The organism is Haloplanus aerogenes, from assembly GCF_003856835.1.
Lineage (GTDB): Archaea > Halobacteriota > Halobacteria > Halobacteriales > Haloferacaceae > Haloplanus > Haloplanus aerogenes.
Map to the genome: position 1 here is coordinate 1,041,301 of NZ_CP034145.1, position 19,982 is coordinate 1,061,282.

At 61.2% G+C, this 19,982-nt stretch carries 15 protein-coding genes and 2 pseudogenes; 10 read left to right on the forward strand and 7 right to left on the reverse strand.

Annotation, left to right across the window (positions count from 1 at the left end; genetic code table 11):
- Positions 1-17 precede the first annotated feature (17 nt).
- Positions 18-1,272: pseudogene (locus DU502_RS05365) on the reverse strand (MgtC/SapB family protein).
- A gap of 254 nt (positions 1,273-1,526) precedes the next feature.
- Between DU502_RS05365 and DU502_RS05370 the strand changes: the two are divergent.
- The 3 genes from DU502_RS05370 to DU502_RS05380 all read left to right on the forward strand — a co-directional run bounded on the left by DU502_RS05370 (position 1,527) and on the right by DU502_RS05380 (position 4,097).
- Positions 1,527-2,417, forward strand: a complete 891-nt coding sequence (locus tag DU502_RS05370) for a mechanosensitive ion channel family protein (RefSeq protein WP_121921003.1) — start codon at positions 1,527-1,529, stop codon at positions 2,415-2,417.
- A 503-nt stretch (positions 2,418-2,920) separates the two neighbouring features.
- A complete protein-coding gene (locus tag DU502_RS05375) occupies positions 2,921-3,331 on the forward strand; it encodes a universal stress protein (RefSeq protein WP_121921002.1) in 411 nt (136 codons plus the stop codon).
- A 136-nt stretch (positions 3,332-3,467) separates the two neighbouring features.
- Complete coding sequence (locus DU502_RS05380) at positions 3,468-4,097, forward strand: class I SAM-dependent methyltransferase (RefSeq protein ID WP_121921001.1); 630 nt, start codon at positions 3,468-3,470, stop codon at positions 4,095-4,097.
- Between the two features lie 188 nt (positions 4,098-4,285).
- Here the strand turns inward: DU502_RS05380 and DU502_RS05385 are convergent, their stop codons facing one another.
- Positions 4,286-5,497 (reverse strand): APC family permease, encoded by a 1,212-nt coding sequence (locus DU502_RS05385; RefSeq protein ID WP_158601176.1) that lies wholly within the window; start codon positions 5,495-5,497, stop codon positions 4,286-4,288.
- Positions 5,498-5,572: 75 nt separating this feature from the next.
- Positions 5,573-5,695: pseudogene (locus DU502_RS19055) on the reverse strand (CBS domain-containing protein); the annotation flags it as partial.
- A gap of 9 nt (positions 5,696-5,704) precedes the next feature.
- Between DU502_RS19055 and DU502_RS05390 the strand changes: the two are divergent.
- Together DU502_RS05390 and DU502_RS05395 are read left to right on the forward strand one after the other, a co-directional pair.
- Positions 5,705-6,787: a CNNM domain-containing protein gene (locus DU502_RS05390; RefSeq protein ID WP_121920999.1), complete on the forward strand. Its 1,083-nt coding sequence runs from the start codon at positions 5,705-5,707 to the stop codon at positions 6,785-6,787.
- A 524-nt stretch (positions 6,788-7,311) separates the two neighbouring features.
- Positions 7,312-8,643, forward strand: a complete 1,332-nt coding sequence (locus tag DU502_RS05395; protein ID WP_121920998.1) for a hemolysin family protein — start codon at positions 7,312-7,314, stop codon at positions 8,641-8,643.
- A gap of 266 nt (positions 8,644-8,909) precedes the next feature.
- Here DU502_RS05395 and DU502_RS05400 read toward each other — a convergent pair whose 3' ends face one another.
- Genes DU502_RS05400 through DU502_RS05410 form a run of 3 tightly spaced genes read right to left on the reverse strand, consistent with a single transcriptional unit; the run spans position 8,910 to position 11,035 of the window.
- Positions 8,910-9,779, reverse strand: a complete 870-nt coding sequence (locus DU502_RS05400) for a universal stress protein (RefSeq protein WP_121920997.1) — start codon at positions 9,777-9,779, stop codon at positions 8,910-8,912.
- A 42-nt stretch (positions 9,780-9,821) separates the two neighbouring features.
- Positions 9,822-10,721, reverse strand: coding sequence for a universal stress protein (locus DU502_RS05405; protein WP_121920996.1), 900 nt, complete (start codon positions 10,719-10,721; stop codon positions 9,822-9,824).
- A gap of 26 nt (positions 10,722-10,747) precedes the next feature.
- Entirely contained in the window at positions 10,748-11,035 is a 288-nt protein-coding gene (locus tag DU502_RS05410; RefSeq protein WP_121920995.1) for an amphi-Trp domain-containing protein, read from the reverse strand.
- Positions 11,036-11,357: 322 nt separating this feature from the next.
- Here DU502_RS05410 and DU502_RS05415 point away from each other — a divergent pair, with 322 nt between their 5' ends.
- The 4 genes from DU502_RS05415 to DU502_RS05430 all read left to right on the forward strand — a co-directional run bounded on the left by DU502_RS05415 (position 11,358) and on the right by DU502_RS05430 (position 18,618).
- Positions 11,358-12,029 (forward strand): RNA ligase partner protein, encoded by a 672-nt coding sequence (locus DU502_RS05415; RefSeq protein WP_121920994.1) that lies wholly within the window; start codon positions 11,358-11,360, stop codon positions 12,027-12,029.
- A gap of 223 nt (positions 12,030-12,252) precedes the next feature.
- On the forward strand, positions 12,253-14,028 hold the full coding sequence (locus DU502_RS05420; protein ID WP_124897029.1) for a choice-of-anchor L domain-containing protein: 1,776 nt from the start codon (positions 12,253-12,255) through the stop codon (positions 14,026-14,028).
- A 95-nt stretch (positions 14,029-14,123) separates the two neighbouring features.
- Positions 14,124-17,204, forward strand: coding sequence for a PAS domain S-box protein (locus DU502_RS05425; RefSeq protein WP_121920992.1), 3,081 nt, complete (start codon positions 14,124-14,126; stop codon positions 17,202-17,204).
- 211 nt (positions 17,205-17,415) lie between these two features.
- Positions 17,416-18,618: an inorganic phosphate transporter gene (locus DU502_RS05430; RefSeq protein WP_121920991.1), complete on the forward strand. Its 1,203-nt coding sequence runs from the start codon at positions 17,416-17,418 to the stop codon at positions 18,616-18,618.
- A 69-nt stretch (positions 18,619-18,687) separates the two neighbouring features.
- Here the strand turns inward: DU502_RS05430 and DU502_RS05435 are convergent, their stop codons facing one another.
- A complete protein-coding gene (locus DU502_RS05435) occupies positions 18,688-19,119 on the reverse strand; it encodes a universal stress protein (RefSeq protein ID WP_121920990.1) in 432 nt (143 codons plus the stop codon).
- A 129-nt stretch (positions 19,120-19,248) separates the two neighbouring features.
- Here DU502_RS05435 and DU502_RS18160 point away from each other — a divergent pair, with 129 nt between their 5' ends.
- A complete protein-coding gene (locus DU502_RS18160; protein WP_166033638.1) occupies positions 19,249-19,878 on the forward strand; it encodes a hypothetical protein in 630 nt (209 codons plus the stop codon).
- Positions 19,879-19,982: the final 104 nt, after the last annotated feature.

A 19,982-nucleotide genomic window follows, 5' to 3' on the forward strand; every position in this document is an offset into this window, starting at 1 on the left:
GCGGGTCAGAGGGCAGTTCACACGACGAGAAAAGCCAGACCGCTCAGGACGACGACACCGAGTACAATCGACACGAGTCGGGACCAGTCTGTGAGTGTCGAGAACCCATGCCAACGCCGCTTTGACGAAGGTGTTTGCGATGGCCGCGATGACGATTCCCGTCGTGGCAACCTCTGTCGAGACTGTTCCCTCCGCGGCGAGTTGACTCAGCGTGATCGTCATCGCGTCGACGTCGGCGAGTCCGGAGAAGAACGCGGTCGCGTACACGCCCGATGCCCCGAACCACTCGTTGGCGTATTCGGAGACGAGCAACACGGCCGCGAATATGACCCCGAAGAGGAGGGCCGGCCGCAGGCGAAACGGGTTCTTGAGCTCGTCCGGTTCGACCGCCTCGTCGGACGCAGTCAGCCAGTACAACACCCCGGCAGCGACAGCGCCGACGACAGTCATCGCTCCCAGTGGTAGTGCGACGCTCGAGAGTAAGTCGGGGTTGACGACCGCGATCTCGATGAGTGCTCGGGGGAACATCACGATAGAGGCGGTGACGACCGCGAAGGCGCAGACGTGATAGAGCGTCGCGTTCTGGGTCGTCTTCTCTGCCATCGAGACCGTCGTCGCCGTGGACGAGACGAACCCACCGACGATCCCCGTGAGGGCGATCCCTCGTTCGGGGGCGAGCGTTTGTCCGAGGACGTACGCCACGAATCCGAGACCAGTGACGAAGACGACCATCAACCAGATGAATCTCGGATTGAGGCCATAGAGGACGTCAAGCGATCGGTCGGGGAGCGCTGGGAGGACGACGAGGACGACGAGGATGAACTTCGCCGACGCACGCCGTTCGCTTTCTTCGATCCGATTGGCGAATTCGTGTATCGGATCTTTCACGGAGAGCAGTACTGTGATGGCGCCGCCGACGATGATCGCGATGATCGCGCCGCGGTCGGAATGCATCGCCATTGCACCGAGGATGACTGTGACGAGGGCGGCCACGAGCGTCGTCAGGCCGATATCACCCTCGTACCAGATCTTCCCGACGTAGGCAACGGTGAGTGGCACGACGAGCGTTCCCACGGCGAGTGGAAGGACTGACGGGAAGAAGGCCTGAACGAGCGCCCCATAGAGCGCGATCAGCGGAAACGTCCGACTCCCGGCGAACGATCCGCCCGACTCGCTTTGCTCCCGTTCCAGACCGATGAGTGCGCCGAGGCCAGTTGCGAGCAGGAGATGGAAGATGGTCTCCGCAAGAGGACCAGTTGTAGGATCGACCATTGTGTAGCCTTTCCAGCCAGTGGATTGTCAAACAATAGGGACGGAGCGAGCGTTTGACGTGCTGTCGTCCTCATTCTGGCTTTCCGTCCACCTGGGAAGAGGGGATATCCGCCCTTACTGCCAGAATCAGCAACTGAACGGGATCCGGTCGAGGCCAGGAGTCATGCACACTGACAGTACCCCTTTATCCTAACTAACACGACGTGAGCGGCCAGCGATGAGGCTTTTTATCGGTCTGCTCCGACACGGGGAATATGATCGGCCAGGTTTCTCCACCCAAGTGGTTGATAGACATCCTAGCGGCGTACGAGCAGGTGTTGTCGGAATTGTTCTGGTTCATCGTGGGATTCGGCGTCGTGTATCTCATAAGCCAGGTTTTTCTCGTTCCACTCGCGACCCAAGTCGTCAGATCGCGTAATCGCAATAACCCAACAATTGAGACAGCAACAAAAACGTACCTTCGGGTCGTTCTGATCGGATTCGCCACGCTAACGGGTATCATCGCCGCTGGCTACGGACGGATACTCTCCGAGTCAGCGGTCATCATCGCCGCCCTCACCTTCGCCCTCGGCATCGCTGGCCAGCAAGTGTTCGGGTCGCTTATCAGTGGGATGTTCCTCGTCGCTGATCCGGACTTTAACGTCGGCGACTGGATCGAGTGGCCGGGCGGAGAAGGTACTGTCGAAGCAGTCGATTTTCGTGTCACCCGTATCCGGACACCGAACCACGAAACGATCTCGGTCCCTAATACTGAACTCACAACCAACGCGATCACCCGGCCCTACGGTCGGAACAGGTATCGACTGACAGAACAGGTATACGTCGCCTATTACGAGGACACCGAGCGGGCCCTGTTGGAGTTACAACAGATCGCCACGAACCTCGAATCGGTTCTTGGTGATCCAGCGCCGAATACACGTATCGTCAAACTCGGGGAGAATGCAATCACGATACAAGCAGAATTCTGGACCGAAAATCCGAGACACATAAATATACTGACGCTTCGCTCTGACTTCCGCCGATTAGTGAAACGGCACTTCGATGAGGAAGATATTACGCTCGCTCCCCCATCCGCGCAGTTGCTTTCGGGGGGCGTAACCGTGACAGACAGGAGATCCGAGTCACCAGCCTCGAATAGCGAATAAAACGGGATAGATCAGAACCGGGGGGACGAATCCGTGGAGAGGACTTTGTTGAACCCTCTTTACGTCTGGCGATTTGATGAGGAGCCAGATTCTCACCGGATCCGCGAAAACTCGCGTGAGGAACTGCTCTTCTGAATGTCAAATCTAGAGGGCTTCAACAGCGTCGTGGAGATATACTTTCGCGTGGGTTTCTCGACCGGATGGGAAGCGTTCATTCTCCCGAATGAACTGAATGATCCACCGCTTCAGCGTCTCAATCTCCTTATCGCCGGACGACTCGTTTAACCTCTCGCAGGGACTTCTCGTATACGCTCCGACGGGACCCCTCCTTCTGTTTCGTCTAGCGGCGCGTCCCGAGGTCGAACTCCTCTTGGACTGTGTCGTCAATCGATCGGAGCGCCTCATTTTACGGTTAATCTACTCCGTCGTAATCGAGCCTCGAAACTCTACGTGGTGGTCCCCGTGGAACAGGGTTGATTCCCTCACACGACTAAGTGGACAGCATGTACTCCGATATCCTGATCCCCACGGATGGAAGCCCGGGAGCGCAGGAAGCTATCGAACACGGACTCGAAATCGCACAACAGTACGAAGCCACGGTTCATGCCCTGTACGTGGTCGATACGCGAGTGTCACGATCCGGTCCGCTTCTCGAATCGCTCCAGCGCGAAGGGCGAAAGGCAGTACGGGACCTCGAGGTGGCAGGGACTCAAGCCGGGCTCACCGTCGTCACAGAGGTCGTTGAAGGGGTTCCACCTCAAGAGATTCTGGAGTATAGTGCGATGCAGGGGATCGATCTCATCGTGATGGGAACGCAGGGCCGGACTGGCATCGATCGCTTCGTGATGGGAAGTGTCGCTGAACGTGTGGTCCGCCACTCTCCGGTTCCCGTTCTCATGGTGCGCAGAGAATAACTGTAGCCGAATACTCACGAGAATTGCCACAACAGAGATACTGACTACTCTCTATCGCAATCGGTGGCAACCCCTGCCTCAGAATGCGTCAAGCGATCTCCAGTACTCGTAAGGGGAGACCGCGTGAACGAATACCATGCCCAAATCCGCACCCTTCGAACGATACACCGACCAATATGAGAGTTGGTTCGACACACATGAAGACACCTACCAGTCCGAAGTCGAAGCTCTCCAGCGACTGATCCCACAGCCAGGATTCGGGATCGAGATCGGCGTCGGCAGCGCCCGGTTCGCGTCCCCGCTCGGGATGCAGGTGGGACTTGATCCTGCCGACGACATGCTGATTCGGGCCCGCGAGCGGGGGATCGACGTCGTCAAAGGCGTCGCTGAATCCCTGCCGTTCAGAGACGGAACGTTCGACACTGCGCTGATCGTCACGACGATCTGTTTCGTCGACGACATCCCCCAGACACTGGCTGAAGCCCGGCGAGTGCTGCGTCCGGACGGATCGCTCGTCATCGGCTATATCGACAAGGACAGCCCAGTCGGTCAGATCTATCAGGAGACGAAGTCGGAGAACCCGTTCTATCGGGAGGCCGTGTTCGTCTCGACTGACGAACTCGTCGATGCGCTCGACGCTGCGGGGTTCTCGGAGTTCGAGTTCGTGCAGACCATCTACCACTGGCCCGACGAGATCGACGAGCCCGAACCGATCGAAGAAGGGTACGGCGGCGGGTCCTTCGTCGGAATCAAGGCGACCCTGTAGCAGCTATTGCCCAGTACTGGACCGCGTCTACTGTTGAAGACGCGTTTATGGCCGCGGGGTAATCTACTCCTGTGACTCGACTGATTCGCGGGTTGATGGGGAGCGGTTCATGCATTCGTGACCATCAAGCACTACTGTACTTCCCGTAGACGGGGTCTCCGGAGTGGCCGTTCGAATCAAGAGTCACGCTACCACGTGAGTACGTAGAACGCGATCAGCCCAAGAGACGAAAGAAGCCCTGCAACCGCCGTGATCGACAGTTGGCCGACGTTAAGCGGCGTTCGAAATCCCCGTTCCAGATCTGGTCGTGAATACCGGAGTTTCAGCAACGCGGCATTCACCAGCACGAAGACGACCAATAGCATGAGATTGGCCAATCCTGCCACGAGTCCGATATCGCCGAGGAAAATGAAAGGAATCGTGATGAGTCCGACTACCACCACTGCATAATGTGGTGTTTGACGGGACGAGTGCACGCGAGAGAACATCTCCGGGAACACGTGGTACTCCGATTTCGACACGCCGTAGAACAGACGCGAGGTCGAGATCTGGAGGATGAGTACAGTGTTTGTCGTCGAGAAGAGAGCGATTGCGCCGAGCACTGTTGACCCGAGTGGTCCCCAGCCGACCCGGGCAACCTCTGCCAGCGGCGACGCCGAACGGCCCAAGACGCGCCAGTCAACCAGCGCGACCGCCGATAACCCAACGAGTACGTACAGGAGTGTCGTGATACCGATAGAGAAGATAATCGCACGTGGGATCGTCACAGTCGCATCCTCGGTCTCTTCGGACAGGTTTACGATCGATCCGAAGCCGAGATAGGCGAAGAAAATCAGAAACCCCGCGTGGATGACGCCGAATGCGCCGTTCGGGGCGTGGAGGATCTCGGCGTTACCCCATGAACCACTCGCGATCCAGATGATTATCACCAGTCCGGCGACCTCGATCCCGGTGAAGAGGACGTTTATTTTGGTGGAGAGGTCGATGCCCCAGAAGTTGATACCGGTCATAACGACGACGAGGAGAATGGCGATTGGGATCGATGGAACATCAACGAAGGCAGAGAGATAGCCCGAGAAGGCCAATGCCACCGCTGCGGACGAGATGACGCCCATGAACAGGCGGCCGAGCGCTGTCATGTCTGAAATGAGTTTGCGGTCGAACGCCTCGTGAACGTAGATATAATCACCTTCCGCTTTCGGGAACAGCGAGGCGAGCTCGGCATAGCTCAGTCCCGTTAATGACGCGATCAGGGCGGCCAGCAGAAACGAAATCACGATCGAGCCGCCGGTCACGCCAGTTGCCTCGCCGAGAATCGCGTAAATGCCAGCCCCGAGAATCAGGCCAACGCCGTAGACGACGGCTTCGAGGAGTCCGAGTTCGCGACGTAATTCTGACATCATTCACCCTATCTCGTAGTTGACATAAAAACACGATGTTCGAGCACGACATAGATTTGTAGCCCCGTCTTCGGTTCAAGGCTGAATGTAGTATGCGGGCCGTTGCGCTCGGATGACCGACGCCGGCTGCTGGTTTTCGTCGGCGAGTAGTTCGGTCAGGTCGTCGGCGGTGATTATCCCGACACGTTCGTCGCTTTCGTCGCCTAGATGAATGGTCTCGAACTAACGCTCCGCCTACTCAGCGGTGTTTTACTCATCCTCGCGAACGGATTCTTCGTTGCGATTGAGTTCGCGCTCACTCGCGTGCGACAGTATCCCAAATCCGAGTTCGACATCCCGGGACTCGAGCGAGCCTGGGAGATGACACAGGACCTCGAAATATATCTTACGAGCTGTCAGGTCGGCATCTCTGCGACGAGTATCGCCGTCGGCATCGTCGCGGAACCTGTCCTGGCTTCGTTGATCGATCCAGTGTTCGAGAATACGCTGCTCACGTCGATTGGAGCGGGTGGCATCCTCGCGTTTGTCATCATCAATCTGCTCCACCTGACCCACGGTGAACAGACCCCCACGTATCTCGGGGTCGAGCGGACGAAGTTCGTCGTTCGGTACGGCGCGACACCGCTGTACTGGTTTGCCAAACTGCTCTACCCGGTCATCGTGCTCGGAGACAGCGTCGCCAAATGGACGCTCTGGCTGTTCGGTGTCGAGATGACCAGTGCCTGGCTAGAAACCGAAACCGATCGGGTCGAATCGCGGGCGGACCTCCGCCACCGCCTCGGGACCTTGCTCGACCGGGGGAACCTTTCTGAGGAACGGCAAGAAGAAATCCTGAACGCCTTCACTGTCGGCGAACGGCCCGTCAGCGACATCATGACCGATCGTGAGGACATTATTTTTCTCTCGACAGCCGTCTCCGCCCAGGAAAATTTCGATCGAATCGGAACAAGCCTGCACACGCGATTTCCCTTGATTGGTGGCGATCCAGCCGATTATCGAGGGGTTGTCTACGTCCCTGCAGTTGTCGATCAGATCGACGAACTCCGGCGTGGCGAGGTCACGTTCGAGGATATCGCCGTTCCACAGATGACGCTTCGAGCAGACACGCTCATCAGCGATGCCGTCGACCAGTTTCAGGACGAGCACCAGGAGCTCGCGCTCGTGTATGATGAAGACGAGGAGAACGTCGTGGGACTGATCACCGCGACGGACGCCCTCGAAGCAGTGATGGGTGAGATCGAAGACCCGCTCGACATCAAACTCCGGGAACGAAAGAGCGTCCCCCAGTGAACTGGCCGTACGAGTCCAATGCCGACGGAATCTCCACGACCTCCTCTTCGGGGTGTCATAGAACTAGTCACAAGGAGTTGCTTTGGACCCGTGGGCCGGCAACAGAACAGCGTACACCTGATGAAGACGGTGCTGTATCTCAGTGTAGCTTCAACTCCCTCCTTGCGAGTGTTTCTCCTCATCAATCGGGCGGTAGTACCAACCTCTGACAGAAACAGGATGCAAGACTTAGAGAGTGAGGGCGCGTTAAAAATATTGATTCCGAATTGAGGTATGAGAATTAAATCCTCTGCCGCCGAATATCAGGGGCAAATCTCCCTCTCAACCCTTCTTATAGTGTCCTCGGAGAGTGAGTTCAGCAGTTGTTCAACAGGGCAGTCTCGGTGAGGAGATATACAGGACTGATTCGATACTCACAACAGTCAGCTCGCTTTGAAGTTGTTTTAAATAATTTTAGTAGATGGAACGAGAGGCACCCATATGGACACACGACAGTCGAGCAAACCCAGCTCCCAGCCCCACCGATGGTAAATGTCGCGCTCTCGCTGGCGCAAGTCGTCCTTGCGCTGGCTCTGGTGGTGTTGAACGGCTTTTTTGTCGCTGCAGAGTTCGCCTTCGTACGGATACGAGGGACATCGGTCGAACAACTTGCTGAGGAGGGACGCCCCGGCGCGGGGACGCTCCAAGAAGTGATGGTGAGCCTTGACGACTATCTCGCGACGACGCAACTCGGCATTACCATCGCCTCGCTCGGGTTGGGGTGGGTCGGCGAACCCGCCGTGGCTGCGCTCATCGAACCCGTACTGGAACCGATTCTCCCGGCGGGTCTCATCCATCTCGTCGCTTTCGCAATCGGCTTCAGTATCATCACGTTCCTCCACGTCGTCTTCGGTGAACTCGCGCCGAAGACGCTCGCAATCGCCCAGACCGAGCGACTCTCCCTGTTCCTCGCCCCGCCGATGAAGGTCTTCTATTACATCCTCTATCCAGGAATCGTCGTCTTCAACGGGGCTGCCAACGCATTCACGCGAGCACTCGGCGTGCCACCCGCCTCCGAAACGGACGAGACGCTCGGCGAGCGGGAGCTCCTTCGGGTGCTGACTCGATCCGGCGAGGAAGGAGACATCGACGTTGCAGAGGTGAAGATGATCGAGCGGGTCTTCGACCTCGACGACGTCGTGGTGCGGGAGGTCATGGTTCCACGACCGGACGTGGTGAGCGTTCCCGCCGATGCCTCGCTCTCCGACCTTCAGTCGATCGTCCTTGAGGCTGGTCATACGCGCTATCCAGTTCTTGATGCCGACGACAGCGACCAAGTGATCGGATTCGTAGATGTCAAGGACGTGCTCCGAGCGGAGGTGGAGGACGGTGACGCCGAGATAGTCGGCGACATCGCCCGCGAAATTGTCATCGCTCCTGAGACGATGGCACTGAGCGATCTCCTGAGGCAGTTCAGGGAAGATCAACAGCAAATGGCCGCAGTTATCGACGAGTGGGGGGCATTCGAGGGGATTGCAACGGTTGAAGACGTCGTCGAGGCGCTCGTTGGAGACCTCCGGGATGAGTTTGATATGGACGAGCGTGAGCCCTCGATTCGCCGGCGTGGCGATGAGGGGTACGACATCGACGGCAGCGTCCCGTTATCGAAAATCAACGACATGATCGAGGGAGATTTCACAAGTGAAGAGGTCGAAACGATCGGTGGACTGGTACTCGAGCAACTCAACCGTGCGCCAGAACGTGGCGATCGCGTTGAGGTCGACGGGTACGTCATTGAGGTGACGAGCGTTGAGGGGACCCGAATTTCGACGGTCTGGGTTCACGAACGTGAAGAGGATGATTCAGTGGTAGACTGATCGGGATTATGGTAGCCGGTTGGAGGTCCAGAGACCCTCGACCGGCAGAGAATGAGATTCGCATGAAAGCGAATCGATGGACTACTGCGATACCGGACACGCGCGTTGTATCTTGCACGGCTTCAGGAAGATGATCTGAATTTGTTATTTTGATTGCTGGGTGATTTACTCGCGCGCTCTTCGGTAACGTAGCGGAAGTAGCTCTCACGAACCAGTAGGGACGCATGCACAGGAGTTCGATAGCCACGGGCCATCTCCCAGAACCGCTACTCCCTGTGTCCAACCGTGATGACTGGAACTGGTGCAGAGCGGACGGTCTTCTCGGCGACACTCCCGAGAAGGATTCGATCGCTCCCGCGTCTCCCTGTCGTCCCCATCACGACGGCGTGGATATCGTTCGAGTCGATGGTCCCGAGTATTAGCTCGATAGGGGATCCGTGTTCGACGTGCCGGACCGTGTTCGATACGCCGCGTGTCTCCGCCTCGGACACGACGTCGTCCACGGCGTCGGTCGCAACCTGTTCACGTTCATGTCCCGAAATCGTGGAGCGAACGTCCAGACCCAGCGACGTATCGTCGACGACAGACAGCACGTGAACAGTCGCATCGAGAGCCGCTGCAAGTGAGAGGCCATACTCGGCAGCATGGGCCGCACCGGCACTCCCGTCGGTCGGTATGAGAATGTTCTCGTAGGGGAACACCAGTTGTTCGTCGGGCTGCATCCGCGCTGTGAGGACAGGGACGGAAGACAGACGGACGACCTTCTCCGTGACGCTTCCGAGGAGGTATCGTGACACCCCCTCCCGACCGTGGGTCGGCATCACGATCACGTCGTACTCGTATCGCTCGGCGTACTCGACGATCGTCGGCGCTGGATGCCCCTGGACGACGTCGGAATCGTAGTCGGCACCGAGTGCATCCAGTGTCTTTTCTGCTTCCTCGACGATGTCCTCGCCCTCCTGGATAAGGGCGTCAACGACCTCGGTTTCGACGACCGTGACACTATCGCGTGTCGTATCCGCGACGAACAGGACGTGGATCGTGGCGTCGGCCCAGTGTGCGATCTCGGCAGTGTGATGCAATGCCTCCGCAGCCCCATCGCTTCCATCGAACGGGAGCAGAATGTCCTCGTACATGTACAGTGTGAGTACCTACGGGCATCACTCTCAAGTGGCTTGTCACCCACCGGCAGAGGCGTCTCGCTCACCACTCGAGTCCAGCTCCCGAACCCACATCACCGGAACTGGCGACGTTCGGACGATCTTCGCACTTACTCCACCCATCATGTAGCGGCTGAAATCGGTCGTGCCGTGCGTGCCGAGGATCGTGAAGTCGATCTCGTGTGTATCGATGTAGTTCCGGATCTCTTTGGACGGGACACCGACTTCGATTTCACTCTCGATGCGATCGACGGTCGCCGCCTCTGCGGTCTCAATGGCGTCTGCGATGATCTCGTCCGCTCGGGTGGTGAGTTCCTCATCGTTCACCAGAGAGCGAACATCCGGACCGAGGCTTCCTGTCTCGACAACGTGGAGTAAATGAAGCGTGGCACCAGTTGCGTTTGCGAGGGCAACGCCTTCGGATACCGCGAGTTCCGAACCACGGCTGCCGTCCGTGGGAACCAGAAGCTCTTGACACGGATAGGTGAGTGATTGGGTCCTGGGATTGACTGCGATCACCGGGACGTCTGCGGTGTTGATAACGCGCTCTGTAACGCTTCCCAGGAGAAACCGCTGCAATCCACGCCGTCCGTGGGTGGGCATCACGATCAACCCGATGGCTGACTGCGTACTATACTCGACAATCACCTCGTAGGGGTCACCGTGGAGTACCTCCGAGACCACGGTGATGCCGCGTTCTGTCGCGCGCTGTGCTGCTTCGTTCACGATCTCTGTTCCTTCCTGCTCCAGAACGTCATCCACATCGTCTTGCATTCCGCTAAGGCTGTCTTGGCTGGTGTCTACGACATTGAGGACGTGGATCGTTGCCTCGTGTTCGGCGGCTATCTGGAGGGCATAGTCGAGGACCGATGCTGCTGGCTCGCTCCCATCTGTGGGAAAGAGGATCTGGTCGTACATAGGAGAGGTCAGGGACTGAATAGGTGTTACTGACCCTCCGTAGTGATATCCAACGTTCCTTCTTCTGCCGTCTGGGCCTCACGCCACCAGACGAGCTCGAACTCGATACTCTGTTTTGCCTCGGTATCCCCTTCAGACCAGTCCGACTCGCCTTCAAGCTTGAACGTCACCGGGTTCGTCGGGTCCAACTGAACCTGCTTCCCACCGAGTTCGAGCGTCACAGCGTCGTCGCCGTCGAGTTGCTCGGCTAGTTCGCGGAGATACGATGCGATTTCGGACCGCGTTTTCTCGGCTTCAGTTTCGAGTTCTCCCATACGTACGAGTACGTGAGATGTCAGGATAAACGGAGGGGACATTCTCTAGCGGGAGGAATAGCTCACCGGTGCTAGATCAGAGATACACTGCATGAGCCCGGTTGATGAGTCGATTCTGTTTTCTTACCAACAACAGTCCCAACGCGTATGCATTGAGACGACCAGTCTCAACTTCCAGACGGTGTCGACGCCGTCGATCCCAGCCGGTCGTACAGCGCCCGTTCGTCCATACGCCCCCGACGGCGGTCACGGTGAAAAGGAACGGGGAGGGTCCCCCGGATCGGCGGGACACCTTTTGTGCCCCACCGCCGTACGAGGGCGTATGTCCGGTTCGCTTCCACGCCAGCGGTTCGTCCTCGACACGTCCCTGTTCATCACGGAGGAGATCCGGCAGGAGGACGAATCGTTGGAGGCCGCTATCCGCCGCTTGCTCGACCTCGTGGCGACGGCCCGGCTGGAGCTCAACATCTCGTGTTATATGCCGCCCTCGATCCACGACGAACTCGCCGCGATGCTCCGGGACCGCGACGTGGACGAGGAGGTGTTCTCGCGGCTGGACACGTGGGTCGTGCGCAAGAGTCCGGACCGCTACGGCGTGACCATTCCGGCGAACATCGTCTACGACTTCATCGACGAGATGAGCGACCGGGTCGATCGCGGTCTCCGCGTCTCGGAGGAGGCGATCCGTGAGGTGGAACAGCTCGGCCCCGACGACATGACCGCCGACGATCCGAACGAGTACATGACTGCCGCCGACCGCGTCCTCTCCAACATGCGCGACAAGTACCGCCGTGCGCTCCGACAGGGCGTCCTCGACTCCCGCGAGGACTTCGACCTGCTCGTCCTCGCGCGCGAACTCGACGCTGGCGTCGTGACCGAAGACCGCGGCATCATCTCTTGGGCCGACGAGTTTGGCCTCCGGTACGTCCGCGGCGGCCAGTTCCCGACGCTACTGGAGGAGTACCTGCGCGCGACGGGCGCCGACGACGCGTAGTCGGCGGTGCCGAATCGCGGACGCGGAACCGCCCTGCGAATGAAGTTACTCAACGTACACGAATCCCGATAATCGGCCATTAGCCGAGAAAATAGTGGATTAAACCCGGTAAAGTAGCGATTAGCTATGGAGGGGGAGTGTATGTGAACTGACACCTATCCGTGGGTAGTGGACGGTGGTTCGACTCCACCGGTGGGCGTCCCCGAGAGGGGAGTGGCATACGATGCAAGACGACTTCAACATCTCGCGGCGCAAGACGCTGGCCGCGCTCGGCACCATCGGCGCGGCGTCGGCCGGCGCCGGCCTCGGAACGAGCGCGTACTTCAGCGATCAGGAATCGTTCGAGAATAACGCCCTCGTCGCCGGCGAACTCGACCTCAAGGTGAGCTGGGACGAGCACTATTCGGACTGGATGGGCGAGGAGACGGACTACGCCAGAATGCCCGAGGACGGCGAGACGCCCGACCTCTCGCTGCCGGCGGCCGATCCGAACGGGCGCCCCATCGAACTCGTCTTCTCGGACCGCACGGCGTTCATGGACGCCACCCGACAGGAGCAGTTCCCCGAAGGTGGGCTGGGGTCCGAAGAGGACCCCTGTGAGGCCCTCGCCGACGTCGGCGACGACGACATGGAAGCGCCAGTCATCACCGTCGACGACGTGAAACCCGGCGACTTCGGCGAGGTCACCTTCGACTTCACCGCCTGTGACAACCCCGCCCTCCTCTGGATGAACGGCCGCCTCGTCGACGAGGCAGAGAACGGCCTCACCGAACCCGAAGCCGACGACCCCGACGAGGGCGACACCGCGGGCGGGGGCGACGATACCGGTGGCGGCACCGGGAGCATCACCAGCAACGGGCCGTTCACCGTCACGCCAGACGTTTCGGCGATGGATCTCGCGAGCACGCTCGTCTCTCCCGACGGCAACGTCAATATCACGAACGCCACGTACACCGGTGCCCCGAACGCGAACGGGACGTTCACCGGCGGGACGGACCCGTTCGGTATCGGCAACGGGATCATCCTGAGTTCCGGTTCGGCGGCGAACCTCGAAGAGTCAGCGGGCGGCGCCGACAACAATCTCGACGGAATCAGTGCGGAGAACGGCCAACCCGGCGACGCCGACCTCACGGAACTCGCGGGGGCCGGCGACGTGTCGAATGACGCGGCGGTGCTCGAACTGACCTTCGAAGTGCCCGAAGGAGAGGATCAGATCTTCTTCAACTTCGTCTTTGGGTCGGACGAGTACAACGAGTACGCACCGGGTGGCGACTTCGACGTCTTCGGCGACGTCTTCGGCTTCTTCGTCAACCCTGGAAGCGGGACGGCCGAAGAGACGAACGTCGCCCTGATCAACGGCGAACCCGTCTCCGTCGAGAGCATCAATCAGATAACGAACCAAGCGCTGTTCAACAACAACGACCCGTCGGACACGGATACGCCGTTCGCGACGGAGGCAGACGGCTTCACGGACGTGCTACAGGTTCAAGCCGACGTCAACCCCGGCGAGGAGAACACGCTCAAACTGGCGATCGCCGACGAGAACGACCAGCAACTCGATTCGTGGGTGCTCATCGGTGGTGAGACCCTCTCGACCGAACCCCCAACCGAGAACGAGAGCGAACTCGTCGACAAACTCCGCGCCCGCGCGTGGTACGACGAAGACATCGCTGGCGACAACGTCCACCAGGACGGCGAGGAAGTGTTCCTCGAAGGCTCGCTCCGCGACGTGTTGGATGCCCTCTCGACGGGGAACGGTGTGCCACTCGCCGGCAACGAACCGGCCGCGGACGGCGGCGGCACGGGCCGGAACTGCTACAGCGAAGCGCCGGACGTCCACTACGTCGCCTTCCAGTGGTGGCTCCCAATCGATCACGGCAACGAAGTGCAGAGTGACTCTGCGACCTTCGACCTCGGCTTCTACACCGAGCAGTGCCGCCACAACGACGGGTCCGGGATGAACAACGAGGGCGTCGACCCGGACGAAGTCGATCCCTGATCTAGCCACTCCCCGCGCTTCGCCTTTTCCGCGAGACGTTACCGGCCACTGAGAATTGGCAGGAGCTATTTAGAAGGCTTGGTATATCACCGTTTATGGGCGAGACGGTTGAGTCGGGACGCGTCCTCCACGTCGACGACGACGACGAGTTTGCAGCGCTGACGGCGGAGTATCTCGAACGGACAGGCGAACACCTCGACGTGGAAACGGCGGCGAGTGCGAGCGACGCGCTCGACCGCCTCGACGACGACACGTTCGACTGTATCGTCTCCGATTACGAGATGCCCGTGATGGATGGTCTCGAGTTGCTAGAGGCCGTCCGCGAGAACGATTCTGATCTCCCGTTCATCCTCTTTACCGGCACGGGAAGCGAGCAAGTCGCGAGCGACGCCATCGCCCGCGGCGTGACCGACTACCTCCGGAAGCGCCCGGGAACGGAGGCGTTCGAACTGCTCGCCAACCGGATCGAAAACGCCATCGAGCAGTACCGCGCGACCCGACGCGCGGAGCGGTTCGACCGCCTCTGTCGGCTGGTCAGGGAGATCAATCGGGTACTGGTCCGCGCCGAGACGCGGGCGGAGATCGAACGCCGCGTCTGCGAGGTCATCAGCAATATCGGCCCCTACCACTTCGCCTGGATCGGCGTCCACGATGCCGACACGGGAACCGTCGAACCGCGCGCGACGGCCGGCATCGAGGCGCAGTATCTGGACGATGTCGAGATCACGGCCGACGAGAGCGCGACCGGACAGGGGCCGACCGGGCAGGCGATACGGACCCGCGCCCCCGTCGTCGTCGAGAACATCTCGGACGACGCGGACTACGATCCGTGGCGCGACGACGCGCTCGACCGGGGGTATCGCGCCAGTGCCGCCATCCCGCTGATCGACGAGGACCGACTGTACGGCGTCCTGAACGTCTACGCGAACCGAACGGGTACCTTCGACGACCGGGAGCGGGACGTGCTGGCAGAACTCGGTACCGACATCGCCCACGCCATCGGCCGCGTCGATCGTCTCGTCCGCGAGAAGCGCTACGAACGCATCGTCGAGAACCTCCCCATGGGCGTGTATCGGGTCGCCGCCGACGGCGACATCGTCGACGCCAACGCCGCTCTCGCCGACATCTACGGCGCCGACTCCGCCGACGCCCTGCGCGATCACACGGCCCGCGAGTTCTACCTCGACGAGGCCGATCGAACTGTGCTTCGCGAGCGACTGGAGTCCGACGGCCTCGTCCAGGACGTGGAACTTCAACAGCGGACGCTCGATGGCAATCGGATCTGGGTGTCGATCACTGCGATCCGCACGGAGACGGACGACGGCATGTACTTCGACGGCATCCTTCAGGATATCACCGCCCGGAAACGGCGCGAGCGACAGCGCCGGCAGTTCCAGAGTGCGGTCGAACACGCCGGCCACGTCGTGTTGATCACCGACACGGACGGCACGATCACCTACGTCAACGACGCCTTCGAGGAGGTCACTGGCTACGCGGCGAGCGAGGCGATCGGCCGGCGGCCGTCGATGCTCCAGTCCGGACAGCACGGTGATCCGTTCTATCGCAACCTGTGGGAGACGATTTCGTCCGGCGAGGTCTGGGAAGGAGAGATCGTCAACCAACGCAAGGACGGTGAGCAGTACATCATCGATCAGACCATCGCGCCGATCACCGACGACGAGGGTGAGATCACGGGCTTCGTCGCGATCAATCGAAACGTCACGGAGCGCAAGGAGCGCGAACTGAACCTCGCCTTCCTCAAGCAGGCGATCGATCAGGCTGGTATCGGCATCGGCACCTACGCCGCCGACGGCTACGCCACGTACGTCAACGAACGTCTCGCGGAACTGTTCGGCACCGACCGCGACGACCTCCGAACACGGCACATGGCCGACCTCGATCCAGACCTCGACCGCGGACGCTTCTCGAGGTACTGGGCGTCGTTCGACGCCGGCGAGCGCCGGATCTACGATACGCGCATCGAACGCGTCGACTCCGGCGAGGTGATACCCGCGGAAATCGTCACTTCGCGCGTCGAGATCGACGGCGAGCCCTATCAGGTGAACACCGTCCGCGACGCGACCAACCGCAAGCGTCAGAAACGGGAACTCGAACGGTACCGGAGCGCGGTCGAACACGCCGGCCACAGCGTCCTCATCACCGACACCGACGGCATAATCGAGTATGTCAACGACGCCTTCGAAGCGATGAGCGGCTACTCCGCTGCCGAGGCGATCGGCCGGACACCGGCGATGCTCCGCTCCGGCGAACACGACGACGCGTTCTACCGCAACCTGTGGGAGACGATTCTCGCCGGCGACGTCTGGCAGGGCGAAGTGATCAACGAGCGCAAGGACGGCACGCGGTACGTCGTCGATCAGACCATCGCACCGATCACCGACGAGGGGTCGATCACGGGCTTCGTCGCGATCAATCGCGACGTGAGCGCGCTCAAAGAGTACGAACGGGAGCTAGAGGCCCAGAACGACCGACTCAAGCAGTACGGGCAGACGGTTGCCCACGACCTGCGGAACCCGCTTGCCCTCCTCGACGCCGAACTCAAGCAGTTCGAGGCGCGTCTCGATCCCGAAGACGAGACGGTCGGCACCGAGTCAGTCCGTCGATTCTGTACCGACATCGGCACGACCGTCGACCGGATGCAGGCGTTGATCGACGATTTGCTGGCGATGGCCGAACACGGACAGCGCGTGCTCGCGGCCGAACCGACCTCGATCGAAGCGGTCGCAACCGACGCGTGGGAACAGATCGACGCGCCGGCCGCGACGCTCAGCGTCGAGGACATCGAGATCGACGCCGATCCCGACCGCCTGCGGGAGTTGCTCGCCAACCTGTTTCGCAACAGCGTGGAGCACGGCTCCACGGGCAGCCGGACAGAGGCCGGCGATGCAGTCGAACACGCTGGCGACGACGTCCACGTTCGGGTACAGCCGCTCGATTTCACGGCAGGCTTCGCCGTCGAGGACGACGGTCCCGGAATTCCGGAAGACGAACGCGAGGACGTGTTCGAACACGGCTTCACGACCGCCGAGGAAGGGACCGGCTTCGGCCTCGCCATCGTCGAACAGATCGCCGAGGCACACGGCTGGTCCGTGTCGGTGACGGACGGCCGTGACGGCGGGGCACGGTTCGAGTTCCGGGTGGACGAGAACGTGTGACGGGTAGTGCCGGTCAGCGGTCGTCCGGCGACACGAGGAGCCGCGTGATCGTTTCTCGCGTCGCCTCGAACGGTTGTGACACGGGAGTTCGACGCGAACGGTCGTCGTCGGGTCGGCTACCGGGCGTCGTACTCTCGGCGCGAACGTTTATTCGCGCGCCGACGCATCAGTCGGCTATGGTCGTTACGCCCGTCCGTGGTGGAGGCTGAACGTGGCCGGAGTCCTGTTCTGGGCGCTCGTCGTGCTGGCGACGCTCACCAGTTTCGGCACGGCGTGGGCGCTCGGTGCCAACAGCAACTCGCCACCCTTCGCGCCGGCGATCGGTGCCAACGCCATCTCGACGATGCGGGCCGCCTTCCTCATCGGTATCCTCGCCGCGCTCGGTGCCCTGACACAGGGTGGGTCCATCTCCGAGACGGTCGGCTCCGGCCTCGTCGGCGGCGTCCAGATCACGTCGCTGGCGGCGACGGCCGGCCTCCTGACCGCCACCGGCTTCATGGCTCTCGGCGTCTACACCGGCTACCCCATCCCCGCCGCTTTCGCGACGACGGGCGCGATGGTCGGCGTCGGCCTCTCGCTCGGCGGCGATCCGGTGGTCGACACCTACCGCCGCATCGCCACCTTCTGGGCGCTCGTCCCGCCAGTCTCGGGCGGGCTGGCCTACCTCACCGCGACGATCCTCCGCCGCGACGACATCCCCGAGACCGTCGGCGTCCCGATACTGGCGGCCGTCGTCGGCGGCATCGTCGCCAACGTGCAACTGGCGATCATCCCCTCGCCACCCGACGCCACGCAGAGTTCCGTCGCTGGCTTCGTCGCTCGACGGGTCGGTGCGCCGACCGTCGGCACGGTCGATCCCGTGGTCGTCCTCGTGACCATCGTCGCCGCGGCGGTGAGTTTCCAGTTCATCCGCCGGCGGACGCAGGAATCGGTCGACGACGGCATCCGAACCTTCCTCGTCGTCCTCGGGAGCGTCGTCGCCTTCTCCAGCGGCGGCAGTCAGGTTGGCCTCGCCACTGGCCCCCTCGAAAACCTCTACGGCACCGAACTCGGCCTGCCGGGCATCGTCCTCCTGGCCCTCGGCGCGACCGGCATCCTCGCTGGCGCGTGGATGGGTGCGCCGCGACTCCTGCAAGCGACCTCCCGCGAGTACGCCCAACTGGGGATCAGACGCTCCATCGCCGCGCTCGTCCCCGGCTTCATCATCGCGCAACTCGCCATCGCGCTCGGCATCCCCATCTCCTTCAACAACATCATCATCTCCGGCGTCATCGGCGGCGGCCTCGCCGGTGGCTCCGCGGGCGTCTCCCGCCGGAAAATCGGGGTGACGCTCGTCTTCTGGGTCATCACGCTCGTCAGTTCCATCGCCGTCGGCTTCGGCCTCTACCGGGTCTTCGCAGCCGTCCTCGGCTAAGAGTGATTATCGTGACTGTCCAGAGATTCTCGCTGGACCGTCACGGCGAGAATCGCTGATGACTTTCCCTCAACGGACGACCGTCACCGTCACGGGCGCCTCGCCGACCACTGTCGTCGCCACCGTCCCGAGCAACCGCCGCGCGACGGCGTTGCGCTCGCCACCGTGGCCGCCCATCACGATCCGGTCGATCGCGTGGTCGTCGACGTATTCGAGGATCGTGTCGGCCGGATCGCCCGTTCGGACGGCGGTGTCGACCGTGCGGTCGGCGTCGGCGGCCCGCGTGCGCGCTCGATCGACGAGCCGTTCAGCCCGGTCGTGGGCACTCTCGCGGCGGTCCTCGCCGGCATCGAGGACGCCGCCCTCGCTCATCCCCGAATCGAGCGGAGTCACGACGTTCAGAACCGTAATGTGGCAGTCGAAGAGGGCGAGCGCCTCCGCGAGCGCCTCGTCCGCGAGCGGGGAGCCGTCGAGGGGGACGAGGACGTGAGATGGGGGCATGGGTTGGCTTGGAGGGTGGCGCACATAGTGGCGGCGGTCGGTGAACAGTAGTCGAACGGCGTCCACTCCCGACTCATCGAACGACCGACTGGGGGGAGGAATTGATACGATGGCGCCACAGGTGAGCGTATGGACAGCGCGACTCTCGGCAGACTCGCCGAGCAGTATCCCTGGTCCAGCTGGGTCGTGTGGGACGATTCGTTCCCCGACGACGACTGCGTCGAGGAGTGCCCGGAGCGGTTGTTCGAGTTCGTCCAGAACCACGCCGAGATGCTGACGGGAGAGACCGTATTCGTGGGCTTGAACCGCTCCGACGACCTTCCGGCCCCCTTTTCGAACTTCCACGCACCGACCCGGACGCACTACGATTACCGGCTCAAGGAGTTCGTACAGGATGGTGGGCTGCGTCGACTCCACGGCGCGTACATGACCGATCTCGTTGACGAAGTCGATGCCGACAGTCACAACGTCGACGCGACGGACGAAGACGTCGCAGTGCTGCTGGAGCAGTTACAGTTACTCGGCGCCGACGAATATCATCTCATCTGCTTCGGGAACGACCCGTTCGATGCGCTGGTCGAGTATTTCGACGTCGACGTGTCCGCACACCCGCCCGAACTCAGGTGTGCGACGGTCGCTCTCGACGGGCTGATGCTCCACCTGTATCGGGTCTGGTTCTACGGCCTCTACGGCGCCAATCAGGACAAGGTGGCCGTGCTGGAACGGCAACTACAGACGCTGAACGAGCAGGTCGTCTGAGTGCGGCGACTGGACGCCTCGTCGAGCGTCAGGTCGACGTTCGGACGATGGCGAGCATCGGCGGGTGGTCCGCCGACTCCGCAATCGAGCCGTCTCTCGCGGAG